This window comes from Pedobacter frigiditerrae (assembly GCF_004331645.1).
GTDB classification, from domain to species: Bacteria; Bacteroidota; Bacteroidia; order Sphingobacteriales; family Sphingobacteriaceae; genus Pedobacter; species Pedobacter frigiditerrae.
This window is the reverse complement of record NZ_SJSK01000002.1, coordinates 1,146,423-1,165,658: the sequence shown is the minus strand read 5'-3', so window position 1 is coordinate 1,165,658 and position 19,236 is coordinate 1,146,423. Positions and strand designations below refer to the sequence as shown.

The window sequence follows — 19,236 nt, the reverse complement described above, 5'->3', positions numbered from 1 at the left end:
GTTGTATTTTCCGTAAGCCTTATTCACTCCATGGTGAATGCAATATACAATCACAGAAATTTTTACGATGGAAATTGGGTATCATAAATGCACACACATCGGCTTTAATATTACCGAAGGTTGTTTCTGTTTTATGCTCAAAACCACTGAAAAAAGTCGGAATAATATTTTTCTTAAAATCATTCCTTGGAAATGCTTTTATGATATCTTCTCTATGTTCTGCGCTGAGATTCTCGTAACCTTCACCCATGACATCTAATCCTACACCGGAATACATTAAGGCAACTTCCGCTTCTTTATGCTCGGCAATTCCGATGGTAGTGTGGAGGGCGATTGTATCCCATGCCAATTGGAGCTTGTCTTGCGCTATGCCGTGGCCCTTCAAAAAATCACGGGCTGCATTGGCCCCATCTACTTCAAAGCGAAGATCAGGGCTGCTATAATGTTTGGTTAAGCCCAGGTCATGAAATACGGAACAAACATACAATAGTTCGGGGTCGTACTGTAAACTATTCCGTTTACCGTTAAGAGAAGAGAAAAAGAACACCCGCAATGAATGATTGTAGATAAATTCCGTACCGTGCTCTAGCAATAATTCCGTAGCTTGATTGGCAATGGTACTGTCTGGAACAACGATTCCCGCCAGCGATTTTACTTTGTTTATTGACATGATTATTATTTTTTTTTAATATTTGATAATAAATATTTGAATTAATTTGTTGCGCCGCCGTTAACCAGTAGATGCTGTCCTGACACGAACGAAGAAAGTCCACTCGCAAAGAATTCGGCTGCATTGGCTACGTCCTCAACGTCTGCTAAACGTCCCATCGGACAGCTATCTAATAATTGTTTCCGCAGTGCTGGATAACTATCTGGGTCGGCGAATATGCCCGAGTGATCTACTGCAAAGGGGATAATAGAATTGACTGTTACCCCTCTATGACCAATCTCTTTTGAAAGGATGTCTACAAGATAGCGTGGTGTGGTTTTACTGCCGCCATACACTGCCATTCCTGGTACTGGGAATGAGGTGGTGCTGGATGCGATGTAGATGATGCGGCCATTATCGGTTACTGTTTTTGCTGCTTGCTGCATGGTGAAGTATGAGCCTTTAGTGTTTATAGAAAACAAGCGGTCAAATTGTTCCTCGGTAAAATCGACAACCGGGGTTTCTACCATTTCAATACCTGCATTGGCTACTATAATATCTATTTTCCCAAATTCTTTTTTTGCTTCGGCAAATAACCTTTCAATATCGGCTACCTTGCTCACATCGGCCTGTACAGCTATTACTCTTGAGCCCATAGCTTTGATATTCCTTACGACGTCATCGGCAGATGCTTTGTCGCGAGAATAGTTTATAACGATATCGGCACCTAAAGCTGCGTAACGTTCGGCAATGGCCTTACCTAAACCTCTTGCGGATCCGGTAATTAAGGCTACTTTATTTTTTAATGAGTTCATGGGTTTTATAGTTAATGATTTTAATTTAAAACTGGAATTGATAATCTACGCCATTCCGCCGTTTGCACCAATGTTTTGCGCATTAATCCATTTAGCGTCGTCGCTTGCCAAAAAGGCAACTACTCTGGCAATATCCTCAGGTTCGCCAATTCGGTTAAATGGATTTAAAGAAGCCAGACGCTCAATAACTTCCTGGGGCTTGCCTTTGGTAAACAGTTCTGTATTGGTTGGTCCGGGAGATACTGTATTTACGTTGATCCCTCTTGCACCTACTTCTTTGGCAAAAATCCTGGTAAACTGTTCTACCGCGGCTTTAGATGCAACGTAAGTTCCGTAGGTAGGCATCATTACGCGGGTTGTGGTTGATGAAAAGTTGATGACGCTACCATTATCGGCCAGTTTAGTTGCTGCCTCACGCAGCGTGTTAAAAGGGCCGCGGACGTTGATGCCAAACTGCCGCGTAAAATCTTCATCAGTGGTATCCTTGATCAGTTTTGTAATCATAATACCGGCATTGTTTACCAACACGTCAATTTTACCATAATGCTCAATGCCACGATCAAAAAGAATTTTTACCTCTTCCGACTTACTTACATCAGCCTGTAATGCGATTGCCTCACCACCATTGTAAACGATTTTTGCCACAATCTCGGCAGCGGCTTCCTTATTTCCCGCATAGTTGATAATTAGTTTAGCCCCTTCGTCAGCCAGTTTTAAGGCTACAGCTGCACCGATGCCTCTTGAGGCTCCAGTTACTAAAATTACTTTTCCCGTTAGTGTTTTCATTGAAGTAAAAATTAAATTTTGAATTTCCTGAAATGCAGGTTGTAAACAAGGTTATAAAAATAATGCCACACATATAACGTGTTGATTTAAAGTTATTTAATAAAATATTTCTTCAAAAGCATAGGCGATATATCGCCTCTAGGCTTTCACTTGGACGAAGTGTCGACTTGATTTTTCGTTAGCGTTCTGTCTTATATAATTTGATAACCATTACTGTACAACTCTATTTGTTTTTTATGCTATATTGATTTAATTTTAATGAATGAAAGTGAACAGGCATGCCGATTTGGCTCCCGGGCTAAGCAATGGTGAATTATTCCTATCTCTTACTCTTGATTTGATAAATGTCCGCTCTAAGCAGCAGTTATACGTTTTAGTTAATGAGAAGTTAAGGGAACATTCGGGTTATATATACGCTACCATATTTACCGAGGTAGCTGGGGAGGATGGATTCAGAAATTATTTCTCAGATATTTTTTATTCTGCCGGATTACAAGTATTCTGCCATTCAGGGGATATTAGCCTTTCTGAAGAAGATTTAAAGAATTTTTTAATCCCAGCGTACTGTAAAGGCTTGGAGCCGATAGAGGTTAAGCTATTTGATGATAATTTACTTATTGCCCGTCTGGTTATGCTTTATAATAAGGCTGTCAATCAACGTATTGATATTAAATTGTTGGAATCGCTTGCGGGAGGGTTGGCTAAGACCTTATCTAAGATAACAGATTATGACAAGTTCACTCGACGTGAAACTGAAAATGAAATTCTCGACTCCTTAGGCCATGAGATGGCTTCTTTACGAGACACACGGGATCTGCTGAAATTAGTACAGCGTAAGCTAAAGCAGAATATTGCGTTTAGTGATCATTTTATACACCTGATTAGCGAGGATCAAAAGACGCTATTTGCTTATCTTCAGGATACGAGTTCTTCTATGAGCCGGAGCTCTCAGTTTACCAGATCGATAAGGGCACAATTTTCATCGAGTGATAGCTTAATTAACAAGGTAATTTTTTCCAAGGAACCACATATATTTGATCTGCAGCATCAGCAAACTTCCGGCGATTTGAGTGAACATTTTCAGGTATTAAACGGAAATGGGATAAAGCGTGTGATTATAACAAGCTTGTATACAAGAGATCGTTTAATTGGTATTTGGTGCTTATGCCAGGTAGACAATTTACCTAGCAGCGATTTTCAGATTCGACTGATTAAGAAAGTTTCTAGTCAGCTTTCGGTTACTATTGATAATATACGGGCTAACGAATCGGTTTTATCGAGGGAGAGAGAAAGCAATTTATTACTCAAGATTAGTGAGCATATCGCTCTCATCCGAAATAAAACGGAACTTTTTCAGGCAATTAATCTCAACCTTAGAAAGCTGTTTAATTTCGATGACATAGTGATTATGGTATTTAACGAAGACAGGACGTACTATTCGTTTCTGTTTTCACTGAGCCAACAAAGCCCGGGTTATCTGCATTATCAAAAAAATGCCTTAAAAAAGAATATTGATGATGATTGCTGTCTTCGTGAAGTAATTCATTCCCAAGGCCTCGCAATATTGGATGTAGAAGAACTTGCCCAGAGAGAATCTGCCCCTGGTTACATCAAGTTCGAATTCGATAACGGCATTAAAGAAAAAATCGCCATCTGCCTAAAGGACGATCATAAAATCATAGGGGCATATTTTGTGAATTCTATGCGAAAAAGCGTATACTCAGACCATGAGTTAAAACTGATCGAGGGAGTCTCTTATCATATTTCTATTGCTGTATCCAATATTCTGGCGAATGAAGAGATTGCAAGAAGGCAAGAGGAAAAAGCAATACTGTTATCCTTGAGTACAGAGATTGCCTCCTTGAAAAGCAGGAATGACCTTTTCCGTGTTGTAAACGAAAAAATAAAAAAGATATTTTCAATTACGCAGTTCGGTATTGCAAAAATCAATGATGACCATTTAACCCATAGTGCCTTCATGATTGACATGGGTAAGGCTGTTATTGATCACGCAGACTATGAAAAAATCACTAATTTAAAATACAGCATCAATGACCGCGCATTCTCTAGTGTTATTAGAACGGACGAACCGGTTATGCTTGACATCGCAGAATTGGCAGCTGAAGCTGATGCGCCAGCTTATGTGTATTTTTGGGAGGCAATCGGGTTTAAAAAGTTATTATGTCTCGCACTGCGTGTCGGTGGAACTCCCATCGGAACCATTTTCTTTAATTTCCTTGAGAATGAAGATGATGGCAGAAAATATAGCTTATTGAAAGGTGTTTGCTCACAGGTCGCAGTAGCTGTTTCAAATATCCTTGCCAGTGAGGAAATCAGTAGCCGGGTTTCGGAAAGGGAACTGCTATTATCAATCAGTACAGACTTAGCCGCCGTAAGAAATCACCATGAGCTTATTGCCGTGATTACCTCAAGGTTAAAGAATCAGCTCACCTTTACCCATACCCTTATCGGCATTGTAAATAGTGACCACGCGACCTTCAAGGCTTATATTACCGACCCTGCTTCGATGAGCCAGGGACATCCAGACTATAATGATGCTAAAAAACTCAATTTCCAGATTAATGACGGGGTAATGGATAAAGTTTATAGCAGCTCCGTTCCCCTTGTTTTTGATTTTAACGAGCTGAAAGCTGCTCAAGACTTACCAGTGTATCTTAAAATCAATGATGAATCCGGTATAAAACAAGCCATTATTACACGGTTTTCACTTGGCGGTGAAGTATTTGGTTTCTGGATGCTGTTTCTGAAAAACAAGGAATCATTAAATTCAGGCAGCTTGAGCCTGATAGGGGGATTGGCTAATCAAATTTCCGTAGCTGTTTCAAACATCATGGCCAATGCAGAAATCAGGCAACGCGAAAATGAAAAATCATTACTACTCTCCTTTAGCAACGCACTTGCCTCAATAAGGAATAAAGAGCAACTGGCAAAGGAATTCTCAGATGAATTGCGAAAATTTGGGGTCATTGGTAATTACAGCCTTAGGCTTTTGTCTGCAGACCAGAAATACCACCAGATGTATTTGTATGATGCCAGGGATGCGTTCACCGAGCACCCTGGGTTTAATCATATTCTGACTATGCAATGTGATGTAAATGATGGTATTACTAACTTGGTGCTTGATTCGCAGGAGCCACTGTCTTTCAATATTCAGGAACTTAATGAGCGGAAGACCGTCCCCCCGTATGTGAAATGGTGGAGGGAAATCGGCCTGATAGAACTTACCGGCCTGCGGGTACGATTAGGGGAAGTCAATATTGGTATCCTCTGGCTTAGTATTCCGCAAGATTACGATAAATCTGCAAATGCCTTACTTTTAAAAAGTATATCTTCACAGATAGCCATTGCGCTTTCCAATATCCACTCAAACGAGAAAGTGGTCGCTCAATTAGAAGTAATCGAAAAATACAAACAGCAATTGGAAGAAGAAAAGGTTTATTTAAGGGAGGAGATCCAGACAACTCATAATTACGATGAGATTATTGGCAATAGTAAGGAGATGAAAAAAACTTTTCATATGGTTTCTCAAGTTGAGGCAACAGATAGTACTGTTCTTATTCTTGGCGAAACAGGTACCGGAAAGGAGTTGATTGCAAGAGCAATTCATAATAACTCTCCTAGAAAAGACCGGTTGATGATTAAGGTAAATTGCGCTACATTACCTGCGAATTTAATTGAGAGCGAGCTCTTTGGCCATGAAAAAGGGAGCTTTACTGGAGCCACAGAGCGAAGAGTTGGGAAATTTGAACTGGCCGATAAGGGTACTTTGTTTTTAGATGAAATTGGAGAGTTACCTCTGGAACTGCAGGTGAAACTATTACGGGCCCTGCAGGAGAAGGAAATTGAACGAATTGGCGGTAGGGGCACGATTAAAGTCGACGTTAGAATTATTGCAGCAACCAACCGGGATCTTGAAAAAGAAATGGCGGAGGGAAGGTTTAGGAGTGATTTGTACTACAGAATAAATATCTTCCCGATTTCTCTTCCGCCACTAAGATCCAGACCGGAAGACATTCCTTCACTTGCTACACACTTTCTGCAACGATTCTCTAAAAAGCTTGGTAAGCCAATTGATGCAATAGGTAGTAGTGCCATGCGTGAATTAACGCAATATTCCTGGCCTGGAAATATCAGGGAATTGGAACATCTCATTGAAAGAAGTATTCTGCTAACTAACGGAACCATGATTAAGGAAATTCAACTTCCTTTAATGAGAGATAAAAATAAACCCTTAACATCTGAGACAGTTACTTGCTTAAAGACAATCGATGAAAATGAGCGTGACCATATCTTGAATATGCTTAAGTATTGTAGGGGTCGAGTAGGAGGAGAAGGTGGCGCCGCAGAACGACTTGGCGTGCCGAAGAGTACTTTAAACTCAAAAATCAAACGGCTGGGTATCCGGCGAGAACATCTGTATTAAACTGTTTCCTACTTTAGATCCCCCCTTTTGCCTATAACCATGAAGGCAATTTATTGATTGTATTACCGTGGGGTATCTTGGTTTCTAAAGTACTACATCAGTAAAAATAGTTTGGAGGGTGAAATGCCATATCTTTTCTTAAAGGCGAAAGAAAAATGGGATAGATCTTCAAAACCCAGTTCTAGGTAGACATCCGATGCTGTTTTTCTTTTTTCTTTGAGCAGATAATACGCTTCCTGTAGCCTGCGGTTTTGAAGCCAGCGACTTGGTGTAGTGTTAAAAATCTTTTTAAAATCTCGCTTGAAAGTAGCAAGGCTACGACCTGTTAAATATGCAAATCTTTTTAACTGCACATTAAAATGGAAATTTTTCTCCATAAAGCCTTCCAAATCTATTTTACCAGGTTCACTAAAATCAAATAAGATATCCTTGATTTCAGGATTGCTTTGTAGCAATATTAATATACACTCGCGGATCTTCAGGTTCTGCAGGTTGATATTTATTTGTACATCCTCCTGTTGGTAAGGTGTTAATGATTCTATAAAACTCTTATACAAGGGTTGAGGATTCAAATTTAAAATCGCATCGCCATCAAAATGACCATTCGGTGAAAAGCCATACGCTATGCTAAATTCAAGTAGGGAATGCTGATCCAAGTAAACGGAAACTGATTTAAATTCGCCGTTTGGTGGCGGTTGTTTATTAAACTTAATTAAATGGTTACGACGAATGAACCTGTAATCACCTGGATTGAATTTATATTGCTTTTGACCATCGCTAATGGTCAGAATACCAGATATCTGGTAGCTAAACACATGCTCGGGCACAAATTGCTCACCTTCCCTGCTGCTAGTGTAGTGGCAGGAATAACCTATTTTTGGTTTACCGGTATTTTGCATTTTGGTTAACATTTTTTCGTAAAAATATAGTCGATCAAGTGATTGGTAGTCTTAAATATGAATATATCTACCAACCACTTAATCGACCATTAAATTAGCAATTACTTTTTTAAACTTAAATACCTTTTACCATGCTCTGTTTCCAGAAAATTTTCAGCATCATCTGCATCTGTTGATGTACTGATAGTTTCCCATTTTTCTAATTCCTTAAGTTTAGCAGCTTCTGAGTGCTTTACTATGGCTACAGCTTCGCTGCCCAGTAACAAGTGCAATGGTGGCTCTGCATCATTTACAATGTCTATCATTACACGGGCAGCTTTATTTGGGTCGCCAATGGGTTTGAAATTACCACTTTTAAAAGCATCCATTCGCACATCCACAGTTGTTTCATAACCCGCTATATGCGGTGCATAAGTCATCGAATCACCTGCCCAGTCCGTACGGAAGCCACCTGGCTCTACGCTTGTTATTTTAATACCTAAAGGTGCAACCTCAACGGCCAAGCCTTCGCTAAAACCACTAAGGCCAAATTTGGCTGCCTGATAAATGCTTATGCCGCCGCTACCAACCCGGCCGCCAATAGAACTAATCTGCAGAATATGGCCCGACCGTTGTTTACGCATATATGGTAAAACGGCACGAGTTATTTCTATCGGTGCATATAAATTCGTCTGCAATTGACTGTATACCTGTTCGTCTGTATATGCTTCCACAGCGCCAGTAATGCCGAAACCTGCATTATTTACCAATACATCTATCCTACCAAAACATGCTATGGTGTCTGCAATGGCTTTATGTACCGCAGGGTAATCGGTAACATCTAATTTTATTACATAAACTTGTCCAGGATATTTATTTTTCAAGTCTATTAGGCTATCCGTGTTTCGGGCAGTAGCTGCTACTTTATCGCCTATCGCTAAAACCGCTTCTGTAAGGCTGCGTCCCAATCCTCGGGAGCTGCCGGTAATGAACCAAACTTTTTCCATTGTTGTAATTATTGTTTTTATGAAACAAAAGTACAGTATACTGAGAATTCAAGTTTTGTTAGGAAGCTCAAATATACTTTGTTTAAAAGCTCACAACAAAAAATTAATATTATTCACTGAATTAGCCATAAAAATATCTTTAGATATTTCGCCTAAATAAAATGTTTGCTGTTACTACCGGAGACACGGCAAATGAGCTGCCCATCTTCAATCATGGCGAATATCAAAGTAGCAAAATCTTTTTAATTCCAATCACTCAAGCTTCCATACTCATGGCAGTTCGAGCTATTCCTTTCTTACTAAATATCGGTGCAGCCTTTTCTATGATAAATTGTTTGGTTTCTTCTCCCTTTGATATTTTTGCTGTTTTGGTTGACTTACAAATATAATGACAATACGATCAGCATGATGTTATTTTTCGCGGTCTGTACTTGTGGCATGGGCTTCCCTTTTCGTTACCTCTTTGTCCATTTTTTCTGCTTTTATTCGGAAAGAGTTGATTGAGTCTTTACCAATAGGTAAATGAAGGGGTGGATTTTCGCTATTAGCACTAATCACTTTTAAATTATTACTTACTTTCGAAGATAAAACAATACATCATGACAATTATAACCGAAGAAAATCACTACTTAACATTAATCAATGTTTTTATTGTTGAGCCTGTTAATCAGCAAAAATTGGTAGATCTCCTCATCCTAGCTACGGAAAGCGGTGTTGCAAAAGTTAAGGGCTTTATTTCATCCAGCCTACATCGTAGTATAGATGGTAAAAAGGTAACTATGTATGCTCAATGGGCAAGTATTGAAGATTATGAACAAATGCGTGCAAATCCGTTAGCATCACCTTATCTCATCGAGGCCCTAGAAATTGCCCGTTTCGAACCGGCAATGTATGAGGTTGTGAGGACATTTTTACCTAAGTAGCAAATTTAGGAAGTTTTGAGCAGAGCTAAATTATATATTGGTAACCAAACCTCTTTTAGATGAGGAAAATCTTTGGGTGGCGATTGATGATAAAGTATCTAAATTACTATTTCGTGTAGAAATGTTAAAGAAATGTTAAAACTTGAGAATTAATTGGAAATGACCGTTCGGTCAATTAATTTTGCCCTGTCAATAATATAATAATTGCTGTCATGACTAAAGGAGAAGAAACCAGACAAATGATAATCAAAAGTGCCGCACCTATCTTTAACAAAAAAGGTATTGCAGCTACTGCGATGAGTGATATTATGGATGCGACGAAGTTATCAAAAGGAAGCCTATATGTCCATTTTGAGAATAAAGATGAATTGGTAATGACGGTAGTAGATTATAACATGCAGCTGCTAGGAAGCAAGGTTTTTGAGACGCTTCGCAAAGCCAGGTCCGCAAGGGAAAAACTCATTGCGTATATCGACGTGCTGAGCACGCCAGTAAATCCGATCGTAGAGGGAGGTTGTCCTATGCTCAATTTTGGAATGGAGGCTGATGATACCAACGAAGTAGTAACCAAAAAAGTCAATGAGGCAGTTGTTTTCAGTCAGCAGATCATATCGGATATAATTAAAAAAGGTATTGATGAAGGAGAGTTCAGCAACGAGTGGAACTATAAAGACTTTGCTTTGGTAATGTTTGCCATGATAGAGGGCGGGCAGCTCATTTGCAGGGTTGCAAGAAATAATCGAAAGATGCAGGTTATAAAAGCCAACCTTTTGGAGCAAATCAGCAGATGGGAACTATAATTTTTTTTTGCATTAAAAATGACCAATCGGTCATAAACGAAATAACTTAAATATTCACATTTTTAAAACAACAAAAAAATGAACGATTTACTTCAATTAGCAGTAGATGCCCACGGAGGCATGAAAAGATGGAATGCGCTTTCCGAGGCTTTTGTAACGATGAAGGTCGGTGGAGTGCTCTGGGAATCCAAACAGGTACCCGGGTTCGCATCAACTGGCACAATCAGGGCAAAGCTCCATGAACAGATCTACTTTAACGAGCCATTTTTGAAAGCTGGTCAGAGAAGCCATTTTCAGAACGGAACGATCGCTATCGAGACACCAGACGGAAGTGTCATCAAAGAGAGAACCCATCCCCGGGAAGCTTTCAAAGGCCACACCATGGAAACCCCTTGGGATGATTTGCATCTGGCTTATTTCAACGCTTACGCTACATGGACCTATCTCACACTTCCTTTTGTGCTGACCTATGATGGATTTAAGGTTGAGGAAGTTGAAGGCAGAATGGAGAATGGAGAAAAATGTCGCGCCCTGAAAGCTACCTTCCCAGATTATCTGGCTTACCATTCAAAAGAGCAGAAATTTTATTTTGGACCGGATGGACTGCTGCGAAGGCTGGATTACGATGTGGAGATCTCCAAAGGGGCATCCGGCGCTCATTATGTTCACGACTATCAGGAGTTTAACGGGATTATGGTACCTACCAAAAGACTAGTATATCCACCCGATGAGAACAACGATCCGATAAAAGACTTCTTGGTGGTATCGGCAGAACTAACTGAAGTCTCTTTTAAATAAAGAAAGTCACGTAAAATGAAAAAGATACAAACACTATTGGGCGTCGTTCTAATTTTAGGCTCCCTCACAATTCCCGCTGTTCATTTAAATGCACAGACACAGATACAAATAAAACATGCTGCAGTAACACCCGTTTCGGTTATGGATAAAGCGGTATATAAACATTTCGAAGTTTTAAACAATAGTAGTAGTGAGAGAAGATTAAGCGAAATGGGTAAAATTTATAGTTCTGATTTTCATATAGTTGATACTTTTTTTGAGCATTTCAATTGTAAAGACTTCAACAACACTGTAAACGAAATCCATAAAAAATTCCCAGGTCAGAATTTTACGGTAGTGGAGGTTAAAACACTTAACAATGTAGCCAGGGCCACCTGGAAATTAGGTGACGTGCTAAACGGAGAAAATATATTCTTGTTCAAGGACGGTAAGATCACTGATATCATAGCATTTGTATCCGTAAATAAATAATTTTTTTAAACAAAAAAAGACCGAAAGGTCATAAATAACTCTGAAATATGTCAAAAATAATCTTGATTACAGGCGCTTCACGTGGATTTGGTAGAATCTGGGCCGAAGAATTTTTAAAACGCGGCGATAAAGTTGCTGCTACAGCCAGAGACATAAACGCTCTGTCAAACCTAAAGAAAATATACGGCGATCTTATTCTGCCACTTGAACTGGATGTCAACGACCGTATGCAGGGAATAGACGTTGTAGCAAAGACCAGGGCACATTTTGGTAGGATTGATATATTGATCAATAATGCTGGTTATGGAGTGTTCGGTGCAGTCGAGGAAACAACGGAAAAGCAGGCACGGGAACTGTTTGAGACGAATTTCTTTGGCCTGTTATGGCTTACACAGGCGGTTCTTCCGGTAATGCGGGAGCAAAAAAGCGGTCACATTATCCAGGTATCAAGTTTTCTTGGCATAACAACGCTTCCGGCCCTGGGACTTTACAATGCGACAAAATTTGCCGTTGAAGGCCTGAGCGAAACGCTTGCATCTGAAGTGAAAGGTTTTGGGATAAAGATATCCTTAGTGGAGCCTAATGGTTTTTCAACAGAATGGGGAAGTGCCTCGGCTGTGCAGACCATACCAATGCCAGAATATCAGCCCATCAAGGATGCAATATTCGGTAATCCGGATCCGGATCTTTTCGGGGATCCGAAGGCTACCGCCGAAGCGATCCTGCAGCTTGCAGATGCGGAAAATCCGCCTTTGCGCATACTTCTCGGCAAAGTTGCCTATCCGGCAGTCAGGGAAGCGTATCAGCGAAAAATGGACGAGTGGGAACAGTGGAAAGAAGTTTCTGATAAAGCACATGGAATTAATCGTTTAACATCAGATAAAATATAGAGATATGAAAGCTATTGAAATAACTGGACCGATACAGATCGAGGATATACAAATTAGGGAAATTCAAAAGCCTGCGCCTGCGGGCAAGGAAATACTTGTGAGAATATTTGCGGCCGGAATAAATCCCGTGGACTGGATGGCACCGGCTTATAATATGTTCGATGTTCTGGGAATGCCGACACCCTATATCATGGGCAGCGATTTTTCAGGAACTGTTGTGCAGATTGGTTCGGATATTAGCAAATTCAAGGTTGGTGATGAGGTTATCGGAAGTTTCACCCTTCAAAATCAGGGTGCATTTGCTGAATACGCACCCATTGATGAAAACCTAGTTGTACTGAAGCCATCGAATTTAACTGCTTTCGAAGCAGCAGGTGTTCCATTGGCAAGTCAAACCGCCTTAGAGGCGCTTACTGACAAACTGAACATACAGTCCGGCCAGAAAGTTCTTATCCAAGCAGCAGCAGGTGGTGTTGGTATTTTCGCTGTTCAACTGGCAAAAATCAAAGGCGCCTACGTCGTAGCCGTTGGATCTGAAAAAAATGCTGAATTCCTAAAATCCCTTGGAGCTGATGAGGTTTTCGATTATCGGAATGAGTTTTCGACATTGCCAAATGATTTTGACGCTATATTAGATAGTGTTGCATCTTCTGAACAAACCTTGCAGCTGCTTAAAAAAGGTGGTAAATACGTATCATTAACATTACCCGCATCACAGGAACTGGCATTAAGCCTTGATGTTTCCGCAACTAATTTTTTATACACTTCAAACAGCAATAGTCTTCAAAAAATTGTAGATCTGATTGAGGCGGGAGAACTGAAAGTATTCATTGATAAGATATTTTCTTTCAAAGACTTGGTTCCTGCCCTTTTATATCAGCAAGCTGGTCATTCGAAAGGTAAAAATATTTTAATAATTGAATAACAGTTACATTCACTTAACAAGACCGGGTCCATTCTAGACACCGGTCTTTTTTTTAACGGTTGCTGAAGTCTATTTTATCAACACCATATCTTTTGGGATAGAATCCTATGTTATTATCCTATGCATTGGTTACAAATGATATAAAGCCGCTTATTATGCTGTCTGAAAAAATAGAAAAGGGGAGAGATAAGTAACGGGCAATAGATTATTTGAGTAACTATCAGTTAAAAATTATATGCTACACTTTTCTTAAAGGTAGATGTAGTGAGTAAACGATGCGGAAATTATGTTATTTCTCCCTTATCAATTTGCATTTAAGTTCTTGCTTTTTCCGTCTTCTTCGCAATTACTAATCCGACGATTACCAGAACCGTTCCTGCTACGGCATTGTAGTCAATGCTTTCTTTGAGAAAAAGGAAACCCCATAAATACCCGAATACGGGTGTAAGGTAAAGCCATGCGGCGGCGGCAACTGCATCCTTTTTTATCAGGAACAGCCAAAGAAGGTTTGCAGTAAATGAAAGTATTATTATCATCCATCCCAATGAAATGAAAAGCGTTGCATTTATAAATCTTATTTGCGCACTATGAAGAAGAAAGCTAATAGGTAAAAGCACAATACCACCGATAAAAACCTGCCAGATGTTGAAAACTGCCGGCTGTACAGTTATGCGCGCTTTTGAATAGTATACGCTGCTTATGGCATACGAAATAATGTATATTAACAAATAAACAATGCCGATCAATTTAATCTTTCCATTGTTTATTTCGGGCATCGAGCAGATTACCAGTCCAGCGAATGCTACAAGCATACCTACTATCTCCCAAATACTAAGTTTTCTTTTCAAAAGGATAGAAGAGAGTAGCGAGATTAATAAGGGCGCTATGGCTATGAATAACATACTCACCCCCGATGTCACGTACTTTTGTGCAGCGAAAAAGGCTCCCAAAGTCAACGTAGTATTTAATATTCCGTATATTATAACATGCTTCCATTCCTCTCTTGGCGGTAAAAAAGCTCTTTTTGTGCGATAGATAAAGTAAGGACTCAAAATTATGCCAGTTCCTATAAATCTTAGGCTTGCCAGTATTAATGCATCTGCTGATTGTATTCCAAATTTCGCTGCAACAGATCCGGTTGACCAGCATATAGCGAATAGCAATCCTGGGAGTAGCTTATCTTTCATTCGGCATATATTTTAATGTTGACATTAAATCATTACGGTAAAGCAAATATATTCTGTATTTTTGGTCTGTAAAAATGATTTATAATGATGTGATTTATCATAATTAGTGATTATGAATTTTAATGATTTAAAGATCTTCAAAGCAGTAACTGTACATAACAGTTTTACACGCGCGGCTGAGACCATGTTTACCGTGCAATCAAATGTAACTGCAAGGATTAAAATCCTAGAAAAGGAGTTAGGAACTGAACTATTTAAACGTAATACACGAAAAACTGAACTAACCAAATCCGGCCAAATTTTAATGAATTATACAAGTCAGATCTTGCATCTGTTAGAGGAAGCAAGAAGAGAAATCAGCAATTCAGATGAAATTAGCGGTACGTTAAGGCTCGGCTGTATTGAAACCACGATAGCGCTTGAAATACCTCAAATACTGAAGGATTTTTCCAACCGTCAGCCATTTGTAGATATTGAGTTCAAATCTGCACTAACGCCTACGCTTATCAACGATGTTTTAAGTTATAATCTTGATGCTGCATTTGTCTCTTCGCCTGTTAATATTCCTGAACTTCAGCAGCAGGTTATAAAGGAAGAGCAGTTGGCCGTTATTCTACCCGGAAACTCAGTTTCGCTACCCTCAATATTAAAAAATAAAATCCCGCTGAAGATAATTGTTTTTGACCATGGGTGTGTTTTCCGGACACGGCTGGAATCCTGGCTGAATTCCAAGGGGATTATTCAATTTAAAGCGATTGTCGTTAATTCAATAGAAGGTATCATAAACTTTGTCGAGGCAGGTTTAGGAATCAGCATTTTACCAGTAGAAATAATTAATCTTTATTATTCTCAACGAAGTGTTAAAACCCTAAGCCTGAATAAAGAATTAGCAACGCTTACCACCATCCTTATATACCGCAATGATGCATTACAATCAAAAGCTCTAAACGCTTTTGTGCAAGACTACAAGGAACTTCCGGCTAAAGGCATAAATACGAACAGGTAATGTGTTATACCTAATCACCAGTTAAATGTCAGAAGAATATTAAGTTATGACACTATACAGACTTGTATGTTCAGTATTGTTTCTATTTTTGTGTCGCTATGATAGAAATGAATGTTAAACACAGAATATTAGATGCAGCATCTAGGCTTTTTTATACACAAGGTTATAATCTCACCGGAATTAATCAAATCATAGAAGAAGCCGGAATTGCTAAAGCGTCACTTTATAGTCATTTCCCATCGAAGTCCAATCTCTTACTTGCATATCTTAACCAGCAGTCACGCAATTTTTTTAGTGATCTGGAGAAATTTATTAAGGACAGTAATGGAGGAAGAAAAAAAATCCTTGCAATTTTTGAATATCACATTTATGCTTATGAGAGTTCGGGTTTCATCGGATGTCCGTTCTTAAAAATAAAGGCGGAGGTAAAGTGTGATGAAACAGCTGTTTTGAATGTTGTTAAAGAAAATAAGGACCGTTTAAGGCGTTTAATCAGAGAACAGGTTGTCCTTCTCAAAGAACAGCAAGATCTCTCAAATGAAAACTTGACAGATACGCTCTACTTTTTACTGGAAGGGTCGACTGTAACCGCTACTATAACCAAAAGTACCGCAGAGATGAAAAGCGCCCTGGGCATTGTTAAGAGTATGATATAAAAAAAATTTATCCATATAAAACAGACTGGTCTGTATGGTTTATAAATGTATTTAGAACAACGATCAGTCACAATCAATTAAATCATGAAAAAAATCATCGTTACAGGAAGTTCAAGCGGTTTTGGACTATTGACAGTGCAAACATTAGCAAAGCAGGGTCATATTGTTTATGCTACAATGCGAAATCTCAGGACCAGAAATGCAAAGGTTGTAGAAAACCTTAACATTTGGGCAGAACAAAATAATGCTGACATTCGAATCGTCGAGCTGGATATAACCAGCGATGAATCTGTGAAAAATGCTATAAGTCAGATTGCACAGGACGCCGGTGGAATTGATGTGCTGATAAATAACGCAGGCTTGTTAATATGGGGTTTATCAGAAACGGTTAGTACCAGACAGCTTGAAGAGATTTTTCAGGTGAATGTCTTTGGTGCTGATCGAATGAATAAGGCAGTCTTGCCGTATATGCATCAAGCTAACAGTGGACTGATAATTCATCTATCCTCAGGGCTATCAAGACTCCATTTGCCTTATCTCGGCGCTTATAGCGCGACAAAGGTAGCCATAGATACACTTGCTGAAACCCTTCATTACGAATTACGAGAGACTGGCATTGATTCGGTTATTATTCAACCAGGAGCTTACCCGGCAACAGATCTTTTTAGTAAGATTATGCCTGCTGACAACCCAAAAGCAGCAGATCGTTACGGGGAGTACGGAGCCAGAATAGAACAAGGCATCGGTTATTTATTTGCGGCTAGTCCTGACAGCCCCGAACCGAATGAGGTAGCTGAACTAATTGCAAAAATAATTGATACTTCAAAACCTGAAAGGACTATATGGACGGCGATAGGGCTGGGAGATGGACAGCCTGTGATTGAATCAATTAATGAAAGCACACACCAAATCAGCCTTCACGTACAACGGATGTTAGGGATAAACTCCTAGATAGTTATAGTCCTTTGAACATAGTAACTTAAACATTAAACAAATTAATACAATGCTACAACATACACATACTACAGCGCCCAATCAATTTATCGAGGCTGGTGGAATACGTTTTGCCTACCGGAAGTTTGGTAAAGAAGAAGGAGTCCCTTTGCTAATGCTTGGCCACTTTAGGGCGACTATGGAAAACTGGGATCCAAGTATTACAGACGGATTGGCAACTCGCCGAACAGTAATACTGTTCTCTAACACTGGTATCGGTTTAACAAGTGGAACAACACCTGATACAATAGCAGGAATGTCCAAAGATGCCGTTCTTTTCATTGAAGCCCTGGGTTATCAACAGGTTGATCTGCTCGGCTTTTCTTTAGGAGGTTTTATAGCACAACAGATTACTCTAGACCGACCGGATCTGGTAAGGCGGCTGGTGCTTGCGGGAACAGGTCCGGAGGGCGGACAGAATATGCAAGAATACACCCCGGAAGTGACTATTGCAGCAACCACTGAGGTACCTTCACTTGAGAATTTTTTATATCTTTTTTTTTCACCCAGTGAAAACAGTCAGAATGCTGGTAGGGCGTTTTGGGAACGTCGTCACCTGCGTAACAATGATCTTGAACCCGCAAGTTCCACTGGCGTACTAATTGCTCAGGCCAGTGCAATAGGCAAATGGGGTATTCCCAATCCGGCACTTCCGCGTCTGAAAGAGATCAAACATGAAGTCCTGGTTGTTAATGGCAACAATGACATTATGGTGCCAACTATAAACTCTTATAATTTGTTTCAGCACTTAACAAACAGCAAACTTATATTATATCCTGACTCTGGACACGGCTTCTTGTTTCAATATCCGGATGAGTTCGTGCAAGATGTAACTCAATTCCTTAACAAGAAATAATAATTTAACATAAACCCGCGGTCATAATTTTATCTGGCCGCTTTAAATCAATAATCATGAAACGCATTTTCATACTTTTTACATTTTTTTTCGGCATGTCCAGTGCCTCAACCTTCGCCCAGCTATCTATTGATTATCACCAGACCGCAGTTACACAGTTTATACAGGCTAACGGTAACAGATATGCTTACCGTTCATTTGGAAAAAAAGAGGGTATAGCGCTCATTCTTTTACAGCATTTCACGGGGACGATGGATAACTGGGACCCAGCGGTAACCAATGGCCTGGCAAAACAGTTTCAGGTGGTGTTATTCGATAATAAAGGGATCGGTGCTTCTGAAGGTCAAACCCCTGATAATATTGAAGCGATGGCTCAGGATGCAATCAGTTTCATTAAAGCGCTGGGTTACAAAAAAGTTAACCTTTTAGGCTTCTCTATGGGCGGGTTTATCGCTCAGCAGATCACGCTTGATGAGCCGACCTTGGTAAATAAGCTGATCCTCGCAGGGACTGGTCCAAAGGGCAGCCAGAATCTCGCGGATATTGTAAAGCCGTTGACCGCATCTGCAGGAATGACGCCTGATGAACAAAAACTCTATTTATTTTATAATACAACGCCGTCGAGCCGCTTGTTCGGACAGCAATCATTAAACAGGATCAATAAAAGGAAGTTAAACCGCGACCCTGACACAGAAATGCCAGCGATACAGGCACAGTTAAAATCAATCTTAGGATGGGCTCAGCCAGACGCAAATGCAGTAAGTCAGCTAAGGAATGTCAGAATACCAGTTTTGATTGTTAATGGAAATAATGATATTATGGTCCCAACAATTAACTCGTATTTAATGTACCAGGAAATACCTAACGCTAAACTAAATTTGTATCCAGATTCCGGACATGGTTCTATTTTCCAGTACCCAGCAATGTTTGTAAATGAGGCCTTAAATTTCTTAAAATAATGAGGAAAGGAAACTTTGAAAAGAGATTTCTAATTTTGTTTTTGCAAACACATAATCAAATTTAAGATAAAAGTTAATTCAGATCCTGCTGTTTTCATTATCACTTTTTTGGATTTCAAGGTAAATCAGCCTGCTAAGTCGTCAAGGCTATATAAATCACGGTGGACCGTGGCTCCTGACACCCTATCCTGCT

General features: G+C 39.7%; 19 protein-coding genes. 13 read left to right on the top strand and 6 right to left on the bottom strand.

Annotated features, from left to right (window positions below):
- Positions 1-19 precede the first annotated feature (19 nt).
- Genes EZ428_RS11755 through EZ428_RS11745 form a run of 3 tightly spaced genes read right to left on the bottom strand, consistent with a single transcriptional unit; the run spans position 20 to position 2,250 of the window.
- A complete protein-coding gene (locus EZ428_RS11755) occupies positions 20-670 on the bottom strand; it encodes an HD domain-containing protein (protein WP_131553329.1) in 651 nt (216 codons plus the stop codon).
- Between the two features lie 41 nt (positions 671-711).
- Positions 712-1,464, bottom strand: a complete 753-nt coding sequence (locus EZ428_RS11750) for an SDR family oxidoreductase (protein WP_131553328.1) — start codon at positions 1,462-1,464, stop codon at positions 712-714.
- Positions 1,465-1,509: 45 nt separating this feature from the next.
- Complete coding sequence (locus tag EZ428_RS11745) at positions 1,510-2,250, bottom strand: SDR family oxidoreductase (RefSeq protein WP_131553327.1); 741 nt, start codon at positions 2,248-2,250, stop codon at positions 1,510-1,512.
- Positions 2,251-2,512: 262 nt separating this feature from the next.
- Between EZ428_RS11745 and EZ428_RS24100 the strand changes: the two genes are divergently transcribed.
- Positions 2,513-6,694 carry a sigma-54-dependent Fis family transcriptional regulator gene (locus EZ428_RS24100; RefSeq protein WP_205945676.1) on the top strand — a complete coding sequence of 1,394 codons (4,182 nt, stop codon included), beginning with the start codon at positions 2,513-2,515 and terminating at the stop codon, positions 6,692-6,694.
- A gap of 92 nt (positions 6,695-6,786) precedes the next feature.
- On the opposite strand, the gene EZ428_RS11735 is transcribed toward EZ428_RS24100, so the two are convergent.
- Together EZ428_RS11735 and EZ428_RS11730 are read right to left on the bottom strand one after the other, a co-directional pair.
- Positions 6,787-7,593, bottom strand: a complete 807-nt coding sequence (locus tag EZ428_RS11735; RefSeq protein ID WP_205945674.1) for an AraC family transcriptional regulator — start codon at positions 7,591-7,593, stop codon at positions 6,787-6,789.
- A 101-nt stretch (positions 7,594-7,694) separates the two neighbouring features.
- Positions 7,695-8,579 carry an oxidoreductase gene (locus tag EZ428_RS11730; protein WP_131553325.1) on the bottom strand — a complete coding sequence of 295 codons (885 nt, stop codon included), beginning with the start codon at positions 8,577-8,579 and terminating at the stop codon, positions 7,695-7,697.
- 161 nt (positions 8,580-8,740) lie between these two features.
- Between EZ428_RS11730 and EZ428_RS23990 the strand changes: the two genes are divergently transcribed.
- From EZ428_RS23990 to EZ428_RS11695, 7 genes are all read left to right on the top strand, one after another.
- Complete coding sequence (locus tag EZ428_RS23990; RefSeq protein WP_165501755.1) at positions 8,741-8,968, top strand: hypothetical protein; 228 nt, start codon at positions 8,741-8,743, stop codon at positions 8,966-8,968.
- Between the two features lie 210 nt (positions 8,969-9,178).
- Positions 9,179-9,502, top strand: a complete 324-nt coding sequence (locus EZ428_RS11720) for an antibiotic biosynthesis monooxygenase family protein (protein ID WP_131553324.1) — start codon at positions 9,179-9,181, stop codon at positions 9,500-9,502.
- 212 nt (positions 9,503-9,714) lie between these two features.
- Positions 9,715-10,302 carry a TetR/AcrR family transcriptional regulator gene (locus EZ428_RS11715; protein ID WP_131553323.1) on the top strand — a complete coding sequence of 196 codons (588 nt, stop codon included), beginning with the start codon at positions 9,715-9,717 and terminating at the stop codon, positions 10,300-10,302.
- Between the two features lie 78 nt (positions 10,303-10,380).
- Positions 10,381-11,100, top strand: a complete 720-nt coding sequence (locus tag EZ428_RS11710; RefSeq protein WP_205945672.1) for a hypothetical protein — start codon at positions 10,381-10,383, stop codon at positions 11,098-11,100.
- Positions 11,101-11,115: 15 nt separating this feature from the next.
- Positions 11,116-11,571 carry a hypothetical protein gene (locus tag EZ428_RS11705; RefSeq protein ID WP_131553322.1) on the top strand — a complete coding sequence of 152 codons (456 nt, stop codon included), beginning with the start codon at positions 11,116-11,118 and terminating at the stop codon, positions 11,569-11,571.
- Between the two features lie 47 nt (positions 11,572-11,618).
- Positions 11,619-12,461, top strand: a complete 843-nt coding sequence (locus EZ428_RS11700) for an SDR family NAD(P)-dependent oxidoreductase (protein ID WP_131553321.1) — start codon at positions 11,619-11,621, stop codon at positions 12,459-12,461.
- Between the two features lie 4 nt (positions 12,462-12,465).
- The gene (locus tag EZ428_RS11695) at positions 12,466-13,386 is read left to right on the top strand and encodes an NADP-dependent oxidoreductase (protein ID WP_131553320.1); all 921 of its coding nucleotides are present in this window, start codon (positions 12,466-12,468) and stop codon (positions 13,384-13,386) included.
- Between the two features lie 314 nt (positions 13,387-13,700).
- Here the strand turns inward: EZ428_RS11695 and EZ428_RS11690 are convergent, their stop codons facing one another.
- A complete protein-coding gene (locus EZ428_RS11690) occupies positions 13,701-14,573 on the bottom strand; it encodes a DMT family transporter (protein WP_131553319.1) in 873 nt (290 codons plus the stop codon).
- A gap of 112 nt (positions 14,574-14,685) precedes the next feature.
- Here EZ428_RS11690 and EZ428_RS11685 point away from each other — a divergent pair, with 112 nt between their 5' ends.
- The 5 genes from EZ428_RS11685 (at position 14,686) to EZ428_RS11665 (ending at position 19,043) form a co-directional block, all read left to right on the top strand.
- The gene (locus EZ428_RS11685; RefSeq protein WP_131553318.1) at positions 14,686-15,579 is read left to right on the top strand and encodes a LysR family transcriptional regulator; all 894 of its coding nucleotides are present in this window, start codon (positions 14,686-14,688) and stop codon (positions 15,577-15,579) included.
- Between the two features lie 107 nt (positions 15,580-15,686).
- Positions 15,687-16,235, top strand: a complete 549-nt coding sequence (locus tag EZ428_RS11680; RefSeq protein WP_165501754.1) for a TetR/AcrR family transcriptional regulator — start codon at positions 15,687-15,689, stop codon at positions 16,233-16,235.
- Between the two features lie 84 nt (positions 16,236-16,319).
- A complete protein-coding gene (locus EZ428_RS11675) occupies positions 16,320-17,186 on the top strand; it encodes an SDR family oxidoreductase (RefSeq protein ID WP_131553316.1) in 867 nt (288 codons plus the stop codon).
- A gap of 52 nt (positions 17,187-17,238) precedes the next feature.
- Positions 17,239-18,084, top strand: coding sequence for an alpha/beta fold hydrolase (locus EZ428_RS11670; RefSeq protein WP_131553315.1), 846 nt, complete (start codon positions 17,239-17,241; stop codon positions 18,082-18,084).
- A gap of 56 nt (positions 18,085-18,140) precedes the next feature.
- Complete coding sequence (locus EZ428_RS11665; RefSeq protein WP_131553314.1) at positions 18,141-19,043, top strand: alpha/beta fold hydrolase; 903 nt, start codon at positions 18,141-18,143, stop codon at positions 19,041-19,043.
- Positions 19,044-19,236: the final 193 nt, after the last annotated feature.

Coding starts and splice junctions, on each gene's coding strand:
- EZ428_RS11755 (WP_131553329.1), bottom strand. CDS start 670: ATGTCAATAAACAAAGTAAAATCGCTGGCGGGAATCGTTGTTCCAGAC.
- EZ428_RS11750 (WP_131553328.1), bottom strand. CDS start 1,464: ATGAACTCATTAAAAAATAAAGTAGCCTTAATTACCGGATCCGCAAGA.
- EZ428_RS11745 (WP_131553327.1), bottom strand. CDS start 2,250: ATGAAAACACTAACGGGAAAAGTAATTTTAGTAACTGGAGCCTCAAGA.
- EZ428_RS24100 (WP_205945676.1), top strand. CDS start 2,513: ATGAAAGTGAACAGGCATGCCGATTTGGCTCCCGGGCTAAGCAATGGT.
- EZ428_RS11735 (WP_205945674.1), bottom strand. CDS start 7,593: ATGCAAAATACCGGTAAACCAAAAATAGGTTATTCCTGCCACTACACT.
- EZ428_RS11730 (WP_131553325.1), bottom strand. CDS start 8,579: ATGGAAAAAGTTTGGTTCATTACCGGCAGCTCCCGAGGATTGGGACGC.
- EZ428_RS23990 (WP_165501755.1), top strand. CDS start 8,741: ATGTTTGCTGTTACTACCGGAGACACGGCAAATGAGCTGCCCATCTTC.
- EZ428_RS11720 (WP_131553324.1), top strand. CDS start 9,179: ATGACAATTATAACCGAAGAAAATCACTACTTAACATTAATCAATGTT.
- EZ428_RS11715 (WP_131553323.1), top strand. CDS start 9,715: ATGACTAAAGGAGAAGAAACCAGACAAATGATAATCAAAAGTGCCGCA.
- EZ428_RS11710 (WP_205945672.1), top strand. CDS start 10,381: ATGAACGATTTACTTCAATTAGCAGTAGATGCCCACGGAGGCATGAAA.
- EZ428_RS11705 (WP_131553322.1), top strand. CDS start 11,116: ATGAAAAAGATACAAACACTATTGGGCGTCGTTCTAATTTTAGGCTCC.
- EZ428_RS11700 (WP_131553321.1), top strand. CDS start 11,619: ATGTCAAAAATAATCTTGATTACAGGCGCTTCACGTGGATTTGGTAGA.
- EZ428_RS11695 (WP_131553320.1), top strand. CDS start 12,466: ATGAAAGCTATTGAAATAACTGGACCGATACAGATCGAGGATATACAA.
- EZ428_RS11690 (WP_131553319.1), bottom strand. CDS start 14,573: ATGAAAGATAAGCTACTCCCAGGATTGCTATTCGCTATATGCTGGTCA.
- EZ428_RS11685 (WP_131553318.1), top strand. CDS start 14,686: ATGAATTTTAATGATTTAAAGATCTTCAAAGCAGTAACTGTACATAAC.
- EZ428_RS11680 (WP_165501754.1), top strand. CDS start 15,687: ATGAATGTTAAACACAGAATATTAGATGCAGCATCTAGGCTTTTTTAT.
- EZ428_RS11675 (WP_131553316.1), top strand. CDS start 16,320: ATGAAAAAAATCATCGTTACAGGAAGTTCAAGCGGTTTTGGACTATTG.
- EZ428_RS11670 (WP_131553315.1), top strand. CDS start 17,239: ATGCTACAACATACACATACTACAGCGCCCAATCAATTTATCGAGGCT.
- EZ428_RS11665 (WP_131553314.1), top strand. CDS start 18,141: ATGAAACGCATTTTCATACTTTTTACATTTTTTTTCGGCATGTCCAGT.